The sequence below is a fragment of the Candidatus Protofrankia datiscae genome, assembly GCF_000177615.2.
GTDB lineage: Bacteria > Actinomycetota > Actinomycetes > Frankiales > Frankiaceae > Protofrankia > Protofrankia coriariae.
In genome coordinates this window covers 3,839,371-3,855,421 of record NC_015656.1, presented here as the reverse complement: position 1 = coordinate 3,855,421, position 16,051 = coordinate 3,839,371, and the positions used below count along the sequence as shown (strand labels likewise).

The 16,051-nt window shown below is 70.9% G+C and carries 15 protein-coding genes; 10 read left to right on the top strand and 5 right to left on the bottom strand.

Annotation, left to right across the window (positions count from 1 at the left end):
* Positions 1-12 precede the first annotated feature (12 nt).
* From FSYMDG_RS16060 to FSYMDG_RS16035, 6 genes are all read left to right on the top strand, one after another.
* Positions 13-900 (top strand): NAD kinase, encoded by an 888-nt coding sequence (locus FSYMDG_RS16060; RefSeq protein ID WP_013874451.1) that lies wholly within the window; start codon positions 13-15, stop codon positions 898-900.
* Between the two features lie 104 nt (positions 901-1,004).
* Positions 1,005-2,750: a DNA repair protein RecN gene (recN, locus tag FSYMDG_RS16055; protein WP_013874450.1), complete on the top strand. Its 1,746-nt coding sequence runs from the start codon at positions 1,005-1,007 to the stop codon at positions 2,748-2,750.
* 87 nt (positions 2,751-2,837) lie between these two features.
* Positions 2,838-3,053 (top strand): hypothetical protein, encoded by a 216-nt coding sequence (locus FSYMDG_RS16050; protein ID WP_043603806.1) that lies wholly within the window; start codon positions 2,838-2,840, stop codon positions 3,051-3,053.
* A gap of 520 nt (positions 3,054-3,573) precedes the next feature.
* Entirely contained in the window at positions 3,574-4,191 is a 618-nt protein-coding gene (locus tag FSYMDG_RS16045; protein ID WP_013874448.1) for a malonic semialdehyde reductase, read from the top strand.
* Between the two features lie 468 nt (positions 4,192-4,659).
* Positions 4,660-6,429, top strand: a complete 1,770-nt coding sequence (locus FSYMDG_RS16040; RefSeq protein WP_083828314.1) for a CTP synthase — start codon at positions 4,660-4,662, stop codon at positions 6,427-6,429.
* A gap of 251 nt (positions 6,430-6,680) precedes the next feature.
* Complete coding sequence (locus tag FSYMDG_RS16035; protein WP_043606788.1) at positions 6,681-7,286, top strand: NUDIX domain-containing protein; 606 nt, start codon at positions 6,681-6,683, stop codon at positions 7,284-7,286.
* A gap of 88 nt (positions 7,287-7,374) precedes the next feature.
* On the opposite strand, the gene FSYMDG_RS26345 is transcribed toward FSYMDG_RS16035, so the two are convergent.
* Together FSYMDG_RS26345 and FSYMDG_RS28650 are read right to left on the bottom strand one after the other, a co-directional pair.
* The gene (locus FSYMDG_RS26345; RefSeq protein WP_013874445.1) at positions 7,375-8,445 is read right to left on the bottom strand and encodes a PKD domain-containing protein; all 1,071 of its coding nucleotides are present in this window, start codon (positions 8,443-8,445) and stop codon (positions 7,375-7,377) included.
* Entirely contained in the window at positions 8,442-9,071 is a 630-nt protein-coding gene (locus tag FSYMDG_RS28650) for a hypothetical protein (protein WP_013874444.1), read from the bottom strand. The genes FSYMDG_RS26345 and FSYMDG_RS28650 overlap by 4 nt, the downstream gene beginning before the upstream one ends.
* A 191-nt stretch (positions 9,072-9,262) precedes the next feature.
* On the opposite strand from FSYMDG_RS28650, the gene FSYMDG_RS26340 reads away from it, so the two are divergent.
* Positions 9,263-9,400 (top strand): hypothetical protein, encoded by a 138-nt coding sequence (locus FSYMDG_RS26340; RefSeq protein WP_157491033.1) that lies wholly within the window; start codon positions 9,263-9,265, stop codon positions 9,398-9,400.
* A 2-nt stretch (positions 9,401-9,402) separates the two neighbouring features.
* Positions 9,403-10,407, top strand: coding sequence for a site-specific tyrosine recombinase XerD (locus FSYMDG_RS16020; protein ID WP_050803563.1), 1,005 nt, complete (start codon positions 9,403-9,405; stop codon positions 10,405-10,407).
* A gap of 132 nt (positions 10,408-10,539) precedes the next feature.
* On the opposite strand, the gene FSYMDG_RS16015 is transcribed toward FSYMDG_RS16020, so the two are convergent.
* Positions 10,540-10,758 (bottom strand): hypothetical protein, encoded by a 219-nt coding sequence (locus FSYMDG_RS16015; protein WP_013874442.1) that lies wholly within the window; start codon positions 10,756-10,758, stop codon positions 10,540-10,542.
* Between the two features lie 586 nt (positions 10,759-11,344).
* Between FSYMDG_RS16015 and npdG the strand changes: the two genes are divergently transcribed.
* Together npdG and FSYMDG_RS16005 are read left to right on the top strand one after the other, a co-directional pair.
* On the top strand, positions 11,345-12,028 hold the full coding sequence (npdG, locus tag FSYMDG_RS16010; RefSeq protein ID WP_013874441.1) for an NADPH-dependent F420 reductase: 684 nt from the start codon (positions 11,345-11,347) through the stop codon (positions 12,026-12,028).
* Between the two features lie 127 nt (positions 12,029-12,155).
* A complete protein-coding gene (locus FSYMDG_RS16005; protein WP_013874440.1) occupies positions 12,156-12,956 on the top strand; it encodes a helical backbone metal receptor in 801 nt (266 codons plus the stop codon).
* An 860-nt stretch (positions 12,957-13,816) separates the two neighbouring features.
* Here the strand turns inward: FSYMDG_RS16005 and FSYMDG_RS16000 are convergent.
* Together FSYMDG_RS16000 and FSYMDG_RS15990 are read right to left on the bottom strand one after the other, a co-directional pair.
* A protein-coding gene (locus FSYMDG_RS16000; RefSeq protein ID WP_085948540.1) for an IS3 family transposase occupies positions 13,817-14,994 on the bottom strand; the annotation gives its coding sequence in 2 pieces (ribosomal slippage) (positions 13,817-14,733 and positions 14,733-14,994; 1,179 coding nt in all).
* 150 nt (positions 14,995-15,144) lie between these two features.
* Positions 15,145-16,035: an IS3 family transposase gene (locus FSYMDG_RS15990; protein ID WP_237703101.1), complete on the bottom strand. Its 891-nt coding sequence runs from the start codon at positions 16,033-16,035 to the stop codon at positions 15,145-15,147.
* Positions 16,036-16,051 lie beyond the last annotated feature (16 nt).

The following is a 16,051-nucleotide window of genomic DNA, read 5'->3' as shown; positions in this document are numbered from 1 at the left end:
CCGGAAAGCCCAGTGAGCCGGGAAGTCCTGGTGGTCACCCACCCACGCCGTTCGGTCGTCCGGGAGATCGCCCAGCGGGTGCTGGACCAGTTCGTCGCCGCCGGGGTCGCCCCGCGGGTGCTGCGGGACGAGGCCGAACTGCTCGACCTGCGCTGCGACAACGTGGTCCCGCCCGATGACGCCGCCGCGTTCGGGGTCGAACTGGTCCTCGTGCTCGGCGGGGACGGCAGCCTGCTGCGCGGGGCGGAGTTCGCGCGCACCGCCGACGCGCCCCTGCTCGGCGTCAATCTCGGCCATGTCGGTTTCCTCGCCGAAGCCGAGCCGGATGCGCTGGAGTCCACGGTCGATCATGTCGTCCGCAAGGACTACCAGGTCGAGGAGCGGATGACCGTCGACGTGGCGGTCCGTCACCGCGGCAAGCTGGTCTACGAGGGCTGGGCGCTCAACGAGATGTCGCTGGAGAAGGTCGACCGCGCCCGGATGCTCGAGTGCGTCGTCGAGGTCGACAACCGCCCGCTGTCCCGGTGGGGGTGCGACGGCATGATCTGTTCGACCCCGACCGGGTCGACGGCGTACGCGTTCTCGGTCGGCGGCCCGGTGATGTGGCCGGGTGTCGAGGCCCTGCTGGTCGCGCCGATCAGCGCCCACGCCCTGTTCGCGCGTCCGCTGGTGCTGGCCCCGACGTCGTCGGTCGCGATCGAGGTGCTGCCCGCCACGCCGGCCGTGCTGTCCTGCGACGGCCGGCGGTCGGTGGACGTCGAGGCGTTCTCCCGGGTGGAGGTCGTGCGGGGACGCCGTTCGGTGCGGCTCGCCGTGGTGCGCCCGCGCCCCTTCACCGACCGGCTGGTCGCGAAGTTCGATCTCCCGGTGGCCGGCTGGCGGGGACGCGGCGGTCGATGAACAGCGGCCGGTGAGCACGGTGGGCGCGGCGTGGCCACCCGCGCCGGCGGTGTGTTGGCCGGCCGGCCGGCGGAGTGGACGCCGCACCCCATAGAGTCACGTTTGTGCTCGAGGAGGTTCGCATCCGCGGGCTCGGGGTCATCGACGACGCCGTGCTCGAGCTGGCGCCCGGCCTGACCGTGGTCAGCGGCGAGACCGGAGCCGGCAAGACCATGATTGTCCAGGGGCTCGGGCTGCTCACCGGCGGGCGCGCGGACGCCGGTCTGGTGCGCCCCGGCGCGGTGCGGGCCTTCGTCGACGGACGGCTGATCGTCTCGCCGGACGGCCCGGTGGCCGAACGGGTCCGCGACGCCGGTGGCGAGTGCGACGAGGACGGTCTTCTCCTCGGGCGGACGCTGACGGCCGAGGGTCGCTCCCGCGCGCACGTCGGGGGACGGGCGGTGCCCGCCAGCGTCCTCGCCGAGGTCACCGACGGGCTGATCGCCATCCACGGCCAGTCCGACCAGCAGCGGCTGCTGCGCACCGGGGAGCAGCGCGCCGCCCTCGACCGGTTCGCCGGCGACGCCGTCGCCCAGCCCCTGGCCGCCTACGCCACCGCCTACACCCGGCTGCGCACGGTCTCCGCCCGGCTCGCCGAGATCACCGGTCGGGCCCGGGAGCGCGCCGCCGAGGCCGAGCTGCTGCGGACCGGGCTCGCCGAGATCGAGAAGGTCGATCCCCGTCCCGGGGAGGACGCCGCGCTCGACGCCGAACTGCGCCGGCTGGAGCATGCCGAGACGCTGGCGCAGGCCGCCAGCGGCGCCCACGCCGTGCTGGTGTCCGACCCCGCCACCGGCGACAGCGTGCCAGGCGCCACCGACCTGGTGGGGACCGCCCACCGCATGGTCGCGGCGGAGGCGTCCCTCGACCCGGCCCTGTCCGAGCTGGCCGACCGTCTGCACGAGGCCGGGATGCTGCTCGCGGACGTCGCCGCGGACCTCGCCTCCTACGCCGCCGGGATCGACTCCGACCCGCTTCGGCTCACCGCCGCCGCGGACCGCCGGGCGGCGCTGTCGGCCCTTGCTCGCGCCCACGGCACCGACCTGTCCGGCGTCCTGGAATGGGCTGACCAGGCCGGGCGCCGCCTGCTCGAGCTCGACTCCGACGAGGATCAGGTCGGCGTGTGGGCGTCCGAACGCGACCAGCTGGTCGCCGAGCTCGCCGGGCTCGCCGGGCGGATCAGCGCTGCCCGCGGGGACGCGGCGGAGAAGTTCGCCGAGGCGGTCGTGGCCGAGCTTACCGGCCTGGCGATGCCGCGGGCCAAGGTCGAGGCGGTCGTCACGCAGCGTCCCGACCCGGCCGGCCTCCCCGTGGCCGGGCAGGTGCTCGCCTACGGCCCCACCGGGGTGGACGAGGTGGAGCTGCGGCTCACACCGCATCCCGGGGCGCCGTCACGGCCGGTGCACAAGGGGGCGTCCGGGGGTGAGCTCTCCAGGGTGATGCTCGCCATCGAGGTCGTTCTCGCCGCTGGCGACGTCGCCACGACGATGGTCTTCGACGAGGTCGACTCCGGTGTCGGTGGGCGGGCCGCGGTCGAGGTCGGGCGCCGCCTCGCCCGGCTGGCACGCACACACCAGGTGATCTGCATCACCCATCTGCCCCAGGTGGCGGCCTTCGCCGACCGCCATCTGGTGATCAACAAGGCCGACGACGGCTCGGTGACCCGCAGTGGGGTGACAACCCTCGACGACACCGGTCGGGTCCGCGAGCTCTCCCGGATGCTCGCCGGCGTCGAGGAGAGCACGCTCGCCCGCGGCCACGCCGAGGAACTGCTGGCCAACGCCGCCGCCGACAAGGCCGACATCCCCTGACCACATCGCTGGGTTCTGTGATTGCTACGGGTGGTGGCAACAACAGTCGTATGGCAGATGGCCCCGCCGCCGAGCCGCACCGAGTGTGTGATCAAGCACGGTGACTCCGTCCCGGAAGACCTCGTCCCGCGGGCCGACGCGCGCACCGGGCCTCGCAGATTCTCTGATGCAGCCGCCAGGGCTGGCGCACGCCGGGTCCACGCGCGGCAACTACGGGAGATCATCGAAGAGTACGAGCGAGAGCGCGGCCCACTCGACATCGACGGCGTCCAGGACGCGCTGACGGAATGGCCCGACATCTAGGGTGTTTCCCGTGGATCTTCACTCGCGCGGATCGGCGCCCAGATGGCCACCTCCCGCATCGACCAACATCCGTCAGACACGCCCTGACGGGAGCGGAAGCTGTAGGTGGAAACCGTCGTCATCGCAGCGCTTTCCACCTACGGCTTCCGCGTCCGTAGGTGGTTTTCGTCGTCATGGTGACGTTTTCTGCCTACGGGCCAGGCGCTCACCGCAGCCGGCTACGCGGGTGAGGCCGCAGCGAGCGGGACGTTCGGGGTAGGGGCGTCCAGCGGGGCCTCGGGGTGGGGAAAGCGTGGGGAAACCGGTCGTGGGGATGAAGGCGCCGCGGAGCAGGGCGAACCCGACGCGGACCACTCGCGGGGTGAGGGTCGCAGCGGCGTGGGGATGCCGCGGATGTGGTTGTGCGTTCAAGTAGTGTCCTGTGATGCCGCTGGGCGCCCGGCACGAGCAGTGACCGGGTGCCCAGCGGCCTGGGATGCCGGACCCGTGACGACCCCGACCATCAGGAGTCCTGACTTTCATGACCGTCACAGACGCCTCCGCCGGCGCCGCCCTGGCGCTGGACGCCGCCGCCGCGGACCTGCTGTTCCACACGGCCCAGACAGCGAACACCTTCAGCGACGAACCAGTGTCCGACGAGCAGATCCGCGCCATCTACGACCTGGTCAAATGGGCGCCGACCAGCATGAACTCCCAGCCGTTGCAGATCGTTCTGGTCCGTTCGCCCGAGGCGCGGGAACGGCTGGTCGCGCACCTCAGCCCGGGTAACCAGGCGAAGACGCGGTCCGCGCCGCTGGCGGCCATCGTCGCCGCGGACGTCGACTTTCACGACAACCTGCCACAGATCTTCCCGCATCTGCCGACGGCCAGGGACATCTTCGCCGAGCCGGCCTTCCGTGAGCACAGCGCGCGGTTCAACGCCGCCCTCCAGATCGGCTACTTCATTCTGGGTATCCGGGCCGCGGGGCTCGCGGCCGGCCCGATGACGGGGCTTGACGCCGACGCCATAGACAGGGAGTTCTTCGCCGACAAACCGCTGCGCACACTCGCGGTAATCAACATCGGCAGGCCGGGGGAGAACGCCTTCCGTCCCCGGCATCCCCGCCTGGACTACGACCAGGTCATCTCCGCTCTCTGACAGCCGCTTCCACCCGGCCGTCGCCTGTCGCCCGCCTGCCGTTCCCCCGTTCTCCGAACACCCGTCCGCGCAGCCTTCCCCCGGGCCACGCCATGAAGGATGTGAATGTGGTGCTGCTGCTGCAACAGCAGCGCATTCACATCCTTCAGATCCTTGCGGGGCTGTCGCCCGCGTGAGCTTCGGCGGAGCCCGAGAAACGGTGACGGACAACTGTGTTCGCGTGTTTTTGTGGGTTTCTGCTCGGTAGGGCTCCGGGGCGAACGTGAGACGGGTCGACTGCGTGATCGTGCGGTTACGTGACGGCCGGATGGTGATCGCGCCCCGGGGCGGCGGGCTGGTTGGATCATGGCGGGCGGGCGGCAGTTGTCTCGTGCGTGTCCCGACCCGGGGCGGGGGTGTTACCGTGAAATCCCGTGGACCGGCCGGGTACGGGTGTCCGGCCGGCGCAACCCACGGAAGGGTCTCAGCGTGGCGCAGGCGCACGTGACCAGGCACATCTTCGTGACCGGAGGGGTCGCCTCCAGTCTCGGCAAGGGGCTCACCGCCTCCAGCCTCGGTCGTCTCCTCAAGGCTCGTGGCCTTCGGGTCACCATGCAGAAGCTCGACCCCTACCTCAACGTCGACCCCGGCACGATGAACCCGTTCCAGCACGGGGAGGTCTTCGTCACCGACGACGGCGCCGAGACCGACCTCGACATCGGCCACTACGAGCGGTTCCTGGACGTCGACCTCGACAGCAGCGCCAACGTCACCACCGGCCAGGTCTACTCGCAGGTGATCGCCCGCGAGCGCCGGGGTGGCTACCTCGGCCAGACGGTGCAGGTCGTCCCGCACATCACCGACGAGATCAAGGACCGGATCCGCAGGCTCGCCACCGACGCCTGGGACGTGGTCATCACCGAGGTGGGCGGCACCGTCGGCGACATCGAGTCGCTGCCCTACCTGGAGGCGATCCGCCAGGTCCGCCACGAGGTCGGACGGGACAACGTCCTGACCGTCCACGTCAGCCTGGTGCCCTATCTGGCGCCCTCCGGGGAGCTGAAGACCAAGCCCACGCAGCACTCGGTGGCGGCGCTGCGCAGCATCGGCCTGCAGCCGGACGCGCTGGTCTGCCGCTCCGACCGGCCGCTGCCGGCCGCGCTCAAAAGCAAGATCGCCCTGATGTGCGACGTGGACGACGAGGCCGTCGTCGGCGCGCCGGACGCGGCCTCGATCTACGACATTCCCAAGGTGCTGCACCGGGAGGGCCTCGACGCCTACGCGGTCCGCCGCCTGGGCCTGCCCTTCCGGGACGTCGACTGGACCGAGTGGGACACCCTGCTGCGCCGCGTCCACCGCCCGGCCAACCTGGTCACGGTGGCGATCGTCGGGAAATACGTCGATCTGCCCGACGCCTACCTGTCGGTCACCGAGGCGCTGCGGGCGGGCGGGTTCGCGGTGGACGCCCGAGTGGAGATCCGCTGGGTGCCCGCGGACACCTGCTCGTCCCCGCAGGCCACCGCGGTCGCCCTGGGTGGGGTGGACGGTGTGCTCGTGCCCGGCGGCTTCGGCATCCGCGGGATCGAAGGGAAGATCGAAGCGCTCCGGCACGCGCGGGCGAACGGGATCCCGGCCCTGGGCCTGTGTCTGGGCCTCCAGTGCATGGTCATCGAAGCGGCCCGCAACATGGCCGGGCTCACCGACGCGAACTCCACCGAGTTCGACCCGCAGACGCCGCATCCGGTGATCTCCACGATGGCCGACCAGCAGGCCGTGGTCGCCGGGGAACGGGACATGGGCGGCACGATGCGCCTCGGGCTGTATGCGTGCACGCTCGCGCCCGGCACGGTCGCCCGGCGGGTGTACGGGGCCGCGGAGGTCGACGAACGCCACCGGCACCGCTACGAGGTCAACAACGACTACCGCGACCGGCTCACCGCGGCCGGGCTGGTGATTTCCGGGACGTCGCCGGACAGCCGGCTCGTCGAGGTCGTCGAACTGCCGGTGGAGGTCCATCCGTTCTACGTCGGCACCCAGGCGCATCCGGAGTTCCGCTCCCGGCCGACGCGGGCCCACCCGCTGTTCCGCGCGCTGGCCGCGGCAGCGGTCACGCACTCCGAGCGGCGCACCGGGGTGCTGCCGGTCGAGCTGCCCGACGGCATCGCGGACGTGGACGGCCAGGAGATGGTGGACAGCCAGGGGATACCTGGCGAGGTGCAGTGTGAGGAGCTGGTGCCGTCATGGCCACCCGCAACGTGACAACCGGTAACGCGGCCGGCGGTGCGCAGGCCGGCGGTGCGACAGCCGGCGGGGTGGGGGAGCCCGACGCGCGGGGACCGGACGGGGCACGGGCGGACAGCGCGCCCGCGGCCGGGCCACAGACGGACAACACGCCCCCGGCCGAATCGTCCGCGGCGCCCACCAACGGGGCGCCTGTGGACGGGGGGCCCGCGGCTGGCACGCCGGCCGCGGAGGCGGGTTACCGCTCCGACAGCGGGCACCGCTACGAGGTGGTGGAGTCCGACGTCGTCTTCACCGGGCGGATCATCCGGCTCCGCCGGGACATCGTGCGGATGCCGGACGGTGGGGTTTCCCAGCGTGACGTCATCATGCATCCCGGCGCGGTCGGGGTGGTCGCGTTGGACGAGTCCGGGCGGGTGGTGATGGTCAACCAGTACCGTCACCCGGTCCGCCGGCCCCTGTGGGAGCTGCCCGCCGGCATCCTCGACATCCCCGGGGAACCGCTGGCGACCGCCGCCGCCCGTGAGCTTGCGGAGGAGGCCCATCTCACGGCCGCCCGCTGGGACCTGCTCGTCGACGTCCTGGCCTCGCCCGGGATGACCGACGAGGCGTACCGCGTCTTTCTCGCCCGTGAGCTGGCGGTGATCCCGCCGTCGCAGCGGCATGTCGGCGTCCACGAGGAGGCCGACATGCGGACGCGGCGGGTGGATCTCGACGAGGCGGTGGCCGACGTGCTGTCCGGGACGATCACCAACGCCATGGCCGTGATCGGCATTCTGGCGGCGGCGACGGCCCGCGCCGGCGGATTCACCTCCCTGCGCGCCGCGGACACCCCCTGGCCGGACCGTCCAACACCTGGAGCGCCTGTTTCATGACTATTCGTGTCTGTGCGGGTGGTGCCCGCGCCGCCCGACCGGCGCTTCGGCGGCCGGCGAGCCGGGCCAGCCGTTGCCGGTGGGGACCTCAGTCGTTGCCGGTGAGGACGCTGCCGGCCTCGTCCACGACGACGGGGGCGTTCGCCGCGAGGACCACCGGGTCCAGCGGGAACGCCTGCCCGACACCGGGCACGGCGAACGTCCCCTGCCAGGTCACCGTGAGTGTGATCGTGTAGGTGCCGGGCTGGCGGTAGGGGTGCGACACGTAGGCGTCGGGATGCTCCCGGGGTGAGATCGCCGGGTCGAAGGGGCGGCCGGGGGAGTCCGGGCCGATCGCGCCGTCCCCGAAGTCCCACCGGTAGTGGGGGACCGCGGTGATCGTGGCGAGCACCGGCTGGTCGACGTTGAAGACGAAGGCTGGCGGGACCGGCGTGTACACCACCGTCGGCAGGTTGGCGAAGCTGCGCCCGCTCGGCGCGACGACGAGCGTGGGCTTGGGCAGCGCCTGTTCCCGCAGGTAGTTGGTGAGCGCGGCCTGCACCTGCGCGAGGGTCGGGGCGGCACCGGGTTGCGGGTCGCACAGCGCGTTCGTGTCGGCGGCCGCCTCCGGCGCGGTCGCCCACAGCAGTTCCTCGAAGTCGGTGGTCTCGTCACCGACGTTGCAGTAGTTCAGGGGGACGACGCAGTCCCCGCAGCCGCCACCGGCCCGCCGGGCCGCGCCGGTCGCGGGCGTCCGGTGCAGCCGTCCGCCGACGAAGGTGTAGATGTATCCGCTGTCGGTGGCGCGGGTGTCGCAGTATCCCCACAGGGCCGTGCAGGCGCCGCCGGTCCGCCCGTCCGGTGCCGCGGCGGCGGGTGACACCACCGGCGGGAGCAGCCCGAGCAGGGACGCCGTGACGACAAGAAGCACGATCGCCAGCGGTCTGCCGGCACCTGCGCCATGGCCGTAGCTCTGGCCGGTGTCGTAGCTCTGGCCGGTGCCGTGCCGCCGGCGCGTCCAGCGCCCCCTGAGCCACCCGTGCCGGTCGCGGCCCAGCCGTCCCAGAAGGTTCCGGCCGCCGGCGTGACCGCGGCCCGGCTGGTCATGGCCGCCCGGTCCTTCCGGCCGCCGCGACCTGGGGCGCGGATGCGCGTGCGGGGACGGGGCTGCCCGCGTCACGACGACCCCGTGGCGTACAGGACGTTCTGGATGCGCCAGCCCGCCGAGCTCAGCACCAGCGTCGCAGTGGCGGCGCGCGCCGGCTGGGCGGGATAGGTCCGGACGGTGTTGCCGGCGGCGTCGAGCAGCCGGACGGCTCTGATCGCCACGGTCGTCCGCGCGGTGGCGATCCGATCCCCGAGCGGATCCATGACGACCGGGCCGACGGCGAGCGGATCCACGTCGGCGTGCCCACCCCGGTCGTGGAAACCGCGGGTGACGCCGACGTCGAGCATGCACGTCTGGCATCCCGGCATGGCTGTCAGGCTCACGTCCGCCACCCGTCCCTCCCGACTGGCCGTGTTGATCTCCGTGAAGTACGCCTGCACCGTTGCCAGCGCCGTCCGGGTCGGGTCGGCGGCCGGCGGCCGGGACGGTGTGGCCACCACCTGCGACACGGACCCGACCGGGCGCGGATCGCCGGTGACCGGCCCGCTCGGCTGCCCCGTCGGGCCGAACGACTGCGCCCTGGGCGGAGCCGGGGCACCCGTGGTGGCCGCACCACCGCCACAGCCGACTGCCAGCATGACGACGGCGGCGACCAGCAGATACCGGGCGTGTCGTGGCGGTCCACTGTCTGTCCGCATCAGATGTGAGGATAGCCGCAGTCCTTTACACGTACGGACAGGGGCTGGCAAATCGCCCCGAGAGGCGTGTCGTCCCAGGTAGTCGGGTGTGATCCGCGCGGTATGGGCGGACGCCGTCCGCCGGGCACCTACACTCACGTCGATGGCGAGCCACGCACATCGATGACGAGCGCAGGCGTAGGGATGGGTTGATGGCCGGCGAGTCCGTTGTCGCCTCTGGCGGTGACCGTGCTGTCCCTGGCGGTGACCGGCGCCCGCCTGCCGCGGCCGCGGCCCACCGGGCCCGTGCGGTACGCACGGTACGCACGGTACGCACGGTACGCACGTGAGCATGCCGGCTGACCCGGAACCGGAACCGGAACCCGTGGCCGGGGACCCGGCCGTCGTGGTCGAGCGCTTCCTCGACCATCTGGCGGGCGAGCGTGGGCTCGCGCGCAACTCGGTCCTCGCCTACCGGCGTGACCTGCGCCGTTACCTGGAGCACCTGAGCCTGCGCGGGGTGCGCTCCCTGGCCGACGTGGACGAGTCCGAGGTGGCCGAGTTCGCGGCGACCCTCCGGGAGGGGGCCGGCGAGCACCCGCCGCTGGCGGCGTCGTCGGTGGCGCGGATGCTCGTCTCGGTCCGGTCGCTGCATCGCTTCGCGGCGCGGGAGGGCGAGGTCACCTCGGACGTCTCCCGGCCGGTACGCCCGCCGACCCCGCCGCGCCGGCTGCCCAGGGCGCTCACCGTCGACCAGGTGGTGGCCGTTCTGCGCGCCGCGTCCACGTCCGCCGCCGGCGGTCCCGGCGGTGATCCCGCCGAGGGGAGCCGACAGCTGCGGGCGGTCGCGCTGCTGGAACTGCTCTACGGGACGGGCGCGCGCATCTCCGAAGCCGTCGGCCTCGACGTCGACGACCTGGACCTGGACGCGGCGTCGGTGCGGCTGCTTGGCAAGGGCGGCCGGGCCCGGGTCGTCCCGCTCGGCCGGTACGCCGGCGAGGCGCTGGCCGCCTACCTGGTCCGGGCGCGTCCGGTGCTGGCGAGCCGGCGGGCGTCCCCGGCGGTCTTCCTGTCCCGGCGGGGGACCAGGCTGTCGCGGCAGAGCGCCTGGACGGTGCTGCGGACCGCGGCCGTGGCGGCCGGCGTGGAGGGCGTGTCACCGCACGTGTTGCGGCACTCCTTCGCGACCCACCTGCTCGACGGCGGGGCCGATGTGCGGGTCGTCCAGGAGTTGCTGGGCCACGCGTCGGTGAGCACCACCCAGATCTACACGCTGGTCACGGTGGACCGGCTGCGCGAGGTGTACGCGACGTCGCATCCCCGGGCGCTGGGCACCAGCAGGCCGGCCCAGGGCTGACACGTTCCCGCGCACGCCCGCTGGCCTGCCCACGGTGGAATGGCCGGCCGTCGGGTGGGGCCACCGCATGGGGTGGGAACCCACCCGCCTGTCGGACTGTCCTGCCGGCCGTCCGCCGGGCTGTCGTGGGCCTCAGGACGGGGTGTACGGCCCCAGGCTCGGCATGCCGTTGGATGGGGCCGGCGTGGGCACCCCTCCGACGCCTCCGACGCCCTGCGTGCTGCGCTCGGCGAGCGTCTCGCCGACCTTGCGCGCGATCGCCTCCATCAGGCGCAGTGCCTGCGGCAGCGACAGGTTGAGCACCACTTCGCTGTCGTTCGTCATCGCGAAGCGAACCGATACGTCCGCCATTGCTCGACCTCTCCCGCCTGGTTCTGTGGATCTCGCAGCTGTTCGTGGAATGGAACGGTACGACCCGTCCTCGAACGGCGTGCGGCCGGGGTTGTCCGACGTTCCATGGATGTCACGCAACGCTATGTCCTGATCGCGAAATGTTGTAAGCACGGAATTGTTTCCGTCGTTCACCTTCCGCCGCTCCTCTGTCCGATCGGTACGGCCGCGTCTGTTGAGAAGACTCCCGCCCCCCGGCGTCCGCCAGCGTCCTACGGGGCGATCAACGCCCGTAGCTGTCACGTTGTTCAGGCATAGTCCCGCATTCGCTCCCGGGTCGGGTGACCGGGGGTACCCGTGGGTGAACCCAACCGTATGGATACACTCCGAGTCGGCCAGAAGCGCTCAGGGTGGCAGGATCGGGGACGGCGGCCAGGGCGGGCCGCCCGGAGCGGGCCGGCCAGAGCCGGTCCGGATGATGTTGGTGCTTCGGCGTTTCGGGGCCACTCCTTCGGAGTCGGCATCCTCGGCTGGCGGCGGATGCGCATGATCGGTCCGTCGGCGATCAGAATGCCGTGTGGACGGGTCATACGGCAGGATGTGGCTCATGGGCTCTCCTGGTGATCTACCTGACGTCTCGTTGCTGACGATCTCCATCCTCGGCGGGACCGGGCCACAGGGCCGCGGGCTCGGCCGCCGTCTCGCCATCGCCGGCAACCGGGTCGTGCTGGGCTCGCGTTCCGCCGAACGCGCCGGGAAGGCCGCCGCGAAGCTGGGCGCGGCCGGCTGGGCCGTCACTGGCGCGGACAACGCCACCGCCGCCGCCGCCGGCGACATCGTGATCGTCGCCGTGCCCTGGGACGGCCACGGCGAGTTGCTCACCGGCCTGCGCGCCGAGCTCGCCGGCAAGATCGTCGTTGACTGCGTCAACCCGCTCGGCTTCGACAGGGGCGGCGCGTTCGTGCTCCCCGTACCCGAGGGCAGCGCGGCGCAGCAGGCCGCGGCGCTGCTGCCGGAGAGCACCGTGGTGGCCGCGTTCCACCATGTCAGCGCGGTGCTGCTGGAGGACGAGACGGTCAACGAGATCGACACCGACGTTCTCGTCCTGGGTGACGACCGGCAGGCCACCGACACCGTCACAGCCCTGGCGGGCAGGATCGCCGGCATCCGCGGGATCTACGCGGGCAAGCTGCGTAACGCGGCCTCCGTCGAGGGGCTGACCGCAAACCTGATCTCGGTGAACAGACGCTACAAATCCCACGCGGGGCTACGCGTGACAGACGTTCAGTGACATCGGGTAACGGCAAATAGCAGCAAATTGTGGCAGGCGTTCTGTGGCAAATGTTTCATCAGGTGTTTCGCCACGGACGTCCGGTCCAGCCGGCGTAGGTGGCAATCGACCGGGGTAGGTGGCGACGGTGACGGCGGCGAGCGGCCGGGATGATCCCGGCATCGACGATCTCGGTAACGGGGTGACGGTGCCCCGACAGGTGACCCGCGTGGTCTCGCTCGTCCCGAGCCTGACCGAAGCCATCGCGCACACCGCGCCCGGCCTGCTGGTCGGGGCGACGGCCTGGTGCTCCCGCCCGGTCGACCTCGACGTGGCCCGCGTGCGCGGGACGAAGAACCCGGACATCACCACGATCGTCTCCCTCGCCCCGGACGTGGTCTGCGCCAACGCCGAGGAGAACCGGGAGGTCGATCTCGACCAGCTCCGAGCGGCCGGCATCCCGGTGTGGGTGACGGCGCCGGCCACCGTGGACGCCGCCCTGGTCAGCCTCGAGCGGATGCTGCGTGACGCCTGCCGCCTCGACCGGCCGGAATGGCTGACCGCCGCCCGCGCGACCTGGGCGGCCCCGTATCGCGGGCCGCGGCGCAGCGCGCTGGTCCCGGTGTGGCGCCGGCCCTGGATGGCGGTGGGGCGGGAGACGTTCACCGGTGACGTCCTGCGCCGGCTCGGGATCGACAACGTGCTCGCCGATCATGCGCAGCGTTATCCCCGGATCCGTCTGGACGAGGTGCAGCCCGTCGACCTGGTGGTGCTGCCCGACGAGCCTTATCCGTTCAGCCCCGCCGACGGCCCGGAGGCGTTCGGGGACACCCCGGTGGTGTGCGTCTCCGGCCGCCATCTGACCTGGTACGGACCGTCCCTGGTGTCGGCCCGCGCCGTCCTCGACGCCCAGCTCTCCCACCCGGTCACCACCCCTGCCCGCACCTGACACCCCGCGGGGCGCCTGACACCAGCGGCGCCGTCGCCGGTTCACACCGGCCAGGCCGGTCGCTCCACCCGTACTCGTGCCGAGCCCTCGTCCAGGTGGGCCTGCCTCACGCAGGCTGTTTGAGGGGGCTGGGTCGATTCCGAACGCCGAGGCCCCCCGGAGGCGGGTGCCGCCTGTCGGAGCGAGGGTTCATGGTGGGCTGGTCCGATCCGGCGGCCGTGTCCACGTGCGCCCGCCATGAGCGTCTCCGGCCGTGTCCGAAGACTGCGCCCGCGTCGGGCGGGCCCGGCGGGGTGACGCTTGCCGCGCATGCGCGCAGGGGACGGCGCCTTGGCGGCGGCGAGCCGGCCCACGGTGACGCATGCCACGCATGCGCGCGGGGACTGCCCCGGGAACCGTGGGATCCGTGGCTGTGCGCGCTGCATGCCGCGCGTGCGCGCGGGACTGCCGAGGCCGGTGACGGCGGTGTAGGTGATGCTGGCGCATGCTGCGCGTGCGCGCGGGACTGCCGCTTGCGGTTGGTACGCCACGCCCACTCCTCCAGCATGCCGCGCGTGCGCGCGGGATTGCCACCAGCGGGCTCATCGCCAGCGTCGAGGTGTTTCGCGTACCCATGAGGCCTGCCTGGTTCAACCACCATCGGCCGGCAACACTCTGCTGGCGGCCCTGTCCCCGTCCGCCCCGCCAAGCGGTGCGAGCATCGGCGACGATCTCGTCGATCCCTGTTCCCCGCCCGTCCGGTCCCGCTGTCCGCATGGTCGATCAAGATCGTGATTCACACCTGCAGGATGTGAGTGCAGTGCTGTGACAGTGAGGTGCTGCCCATTCTACGGACACGCGATAACTGGACTATATCAGCTTTACGCCGCCTCTGGTATTGATGTCCGACTCGTCAGGTAGAGACGTTCGACGTGTTCCGGGGTGTGGTAGCCGAGGGTGGAGTGGAGTCGCTGCCGGTTGTAGAAGACTTCGATGTACTCGGCGATCGCACTGCGGGCGGCACGACGGGTTAGGTAAATTTCCCGATAGACGAGTTCGTTTTTCAGGGTGCCAAAGAAGGATTCGGCGGCGGAGTTGTCCCAGCACACTCCGGTGGCGCCTACGGAAGGTCGCACGCCGTGTCGTGCCAGCGTGCGATGGTAGGCGTCGGACGTGTATTGCGTACCGCGATCCGAGTGAAAAACCGCGTTCGGTGCAAGGGTGGTGCGGGACGCGGCCATGGTGAATGCGTCGACGACGAGTTCGGTCCGCATGTGACTGGCCATCGACCAGCCGAGAACCTTCCGTGAATAGCAGTCGATGACCGTGGCGAGATACAGCCAGCCTTCGCCGGTACGGACATAGGTGATGTCACCGACGAGCTTGGCCCCGGGGCGGGTGGCGGTGAAGTCGCGGCGGACGTGGTCGGTGGGCACCGGCGCCTGGCCGGGGATCGTGGTGCGGCGGTAGGCCCTGGGCTGGCAGGCCTTCAGCCCTGCTCGGCGCATGATCCGTCGGGCGAGGCGGACCGAGGTGGGCTGGCCCGACGCGGTCAGAGCGGCGGCGATCCGCCGCGCGCCGTAGGTCTGGCGCGAGGCGGCGAACAACGCCCGCACCTGGGTGTCCAGGGTGGTGTGCCGGCGGGTCCGGGACGACACCGGTCGCTGGTACCAGTCGTAGAAACCGGACGTCGACACCACGAGCCACTGGCACATTTTGCGTATCGGGTAGTTGTCCTTCTCCGCGGCGATCAGCTCGAACTTATCGATCACTGATGGCGTTGCGCGAAGAAGGCTGCCGCTTTTGAGAGGAACTCGCGCTCCATCCGGAGTTCCCGGTTCTCCTTCTCCAGCTCCCGTAGCCGGGCACGCTCGGACATCGACAGCGGTTCTTCTTCGCCTTGGTGGGCCCGACGCCAGGTGGCCACCCAGCTCCCCAGGGTTCCCTCGTTGATACCGAGGTCCTTCGCGATCGCCGATACCGGCCGACCCGAATCGATGACGAGTTTCACTGCCTCGTCCTTGTACTCGGGCGTGAACCGCCTCCGGGACTCAGTCATCAATCTCCTCCGCTCACGGATCAATTATCCCACATAGGGATCACTGTCCGAAGAACGGGGACCACCTCACAGCAGCAGCGGATTCACATCCTTCTCTGTGGATCGTTCGTGGTGGGGTTGGAGGGTTCCCACTTTCGTGGACAGTCCTAACTATGCAGCACGAAGTGTTTGTCCGTCAAATTCTTCCTCGAACTCGACAGGCGTGAGATAGCCGATCGAGGAGTGCAACCGCTGCCGGTTGTAGTAGATCTCGACATATTCGAAGATCCCCGCCCGGACGCGGTCTATGGTATCGAACGGGTGGAGGTGGACGAACTCCTTCTTGAGGGTGGCCCAGAAGGACTCCGCCGCGGCGTTGTCGAAACAGATCCCGGTACGGCCGACGGAGTTTCGGACGTTGTTGTCGCGACAGAAGGCGACGAACTCACGGCTGGTGTACTGACCGCCTCGGTCGGCGTGGAATATGACGCCGCCGGGTGGCCGCCGGCGGGTGACGGCCATACGAAGCGCGTCGAGAACGAGTTCGGTGCGCATGTGATCGGCGACCGCCCAGCCGACGATCTTCCGAGAGAACGCGTCGATGACGGAGGCCATGTACACCCAGCCATCCCAGGTGCGAATATATGTTATGTCGCCGTACCACAACTGGTTCGGTGCGGACGCGGCGAAGTCTTGGCCGACAAGATCAGGCAGCGATGAGGAGTCCGCGGCCTGCACCGTCGTCACCGGCCGGCGGGGACGCGGATGCACGCTGACCAGGCCCATCGTCGCCATCAGCCGCTGGACCCGCTTGTAGGCGACGGCGACGCCCTGGCGGCGGATCTCGTGGAAGATCCGCCGCACGCCGTACCGCCCCTCGTGACGGTCGAAAACAGCTCTGATCATGGTCGACAAGGTGGCGTCGTCCTTCTCCCTCCGAGACGGGCCGCGTTTCTTCCACGCATAGTAGCCCTGTCGGGACACGTCGAGTTTCTTGCACATGTAGTCGACGGGAAAGGTGTTCGCGCCGTCGGCGGACACAGGCTTCTTCGGAGCGTGTATCGAGATGAACTCGAAC

Excerpts from the sequence above, each read along its gene's own strand:
- FSYMDG_RS16045 (WP_013874448.1), top strand. The coding sequence starts at position 3,574 with ATGACCGTCACAGACGCCTCCGCCGGCGCCGCCCTGGCGCTGGACGCC.
- FSYMDG_RS28650 (WP_013874444.1), bottom strand. The coding sequence starts at position 9,071 with ATGCGGACAGACAGTGGACCGCCACGACACGCCCGGTATCTGCTGGTC.
- FSYMDG_RS26340 (WP_157491033.1), top strand. The coding sequence starts at position 9,263 with ATGGCCGGCGAGTCCGTTGTCGCCTCTGGCGGTGACCGTGCTGTCCCT.
- FSYMDG_RS16020 (WP_050803563.1), top strand. The coding sequence starts at position 9,403 with ATGCCGGCTGACCCGGAACCGGAACCGGAACCCGTGGCCGGGGACCCG.
- FSYMDG_RS16015 (WP_013874442.1), bottom strand. The coding sequence starts at position 10,758 with ATGGCGGACGTATCGGTTCGCTTCGCGATGACGAACGACAGCGAAGTG.
- npdG (WP_013874441.1), top strand. The coding sequence starts at position 11,345 with ATGGGCTCTCCTGGTGATCTACCTGACGTCTCGTTGCTGACGATCTCC.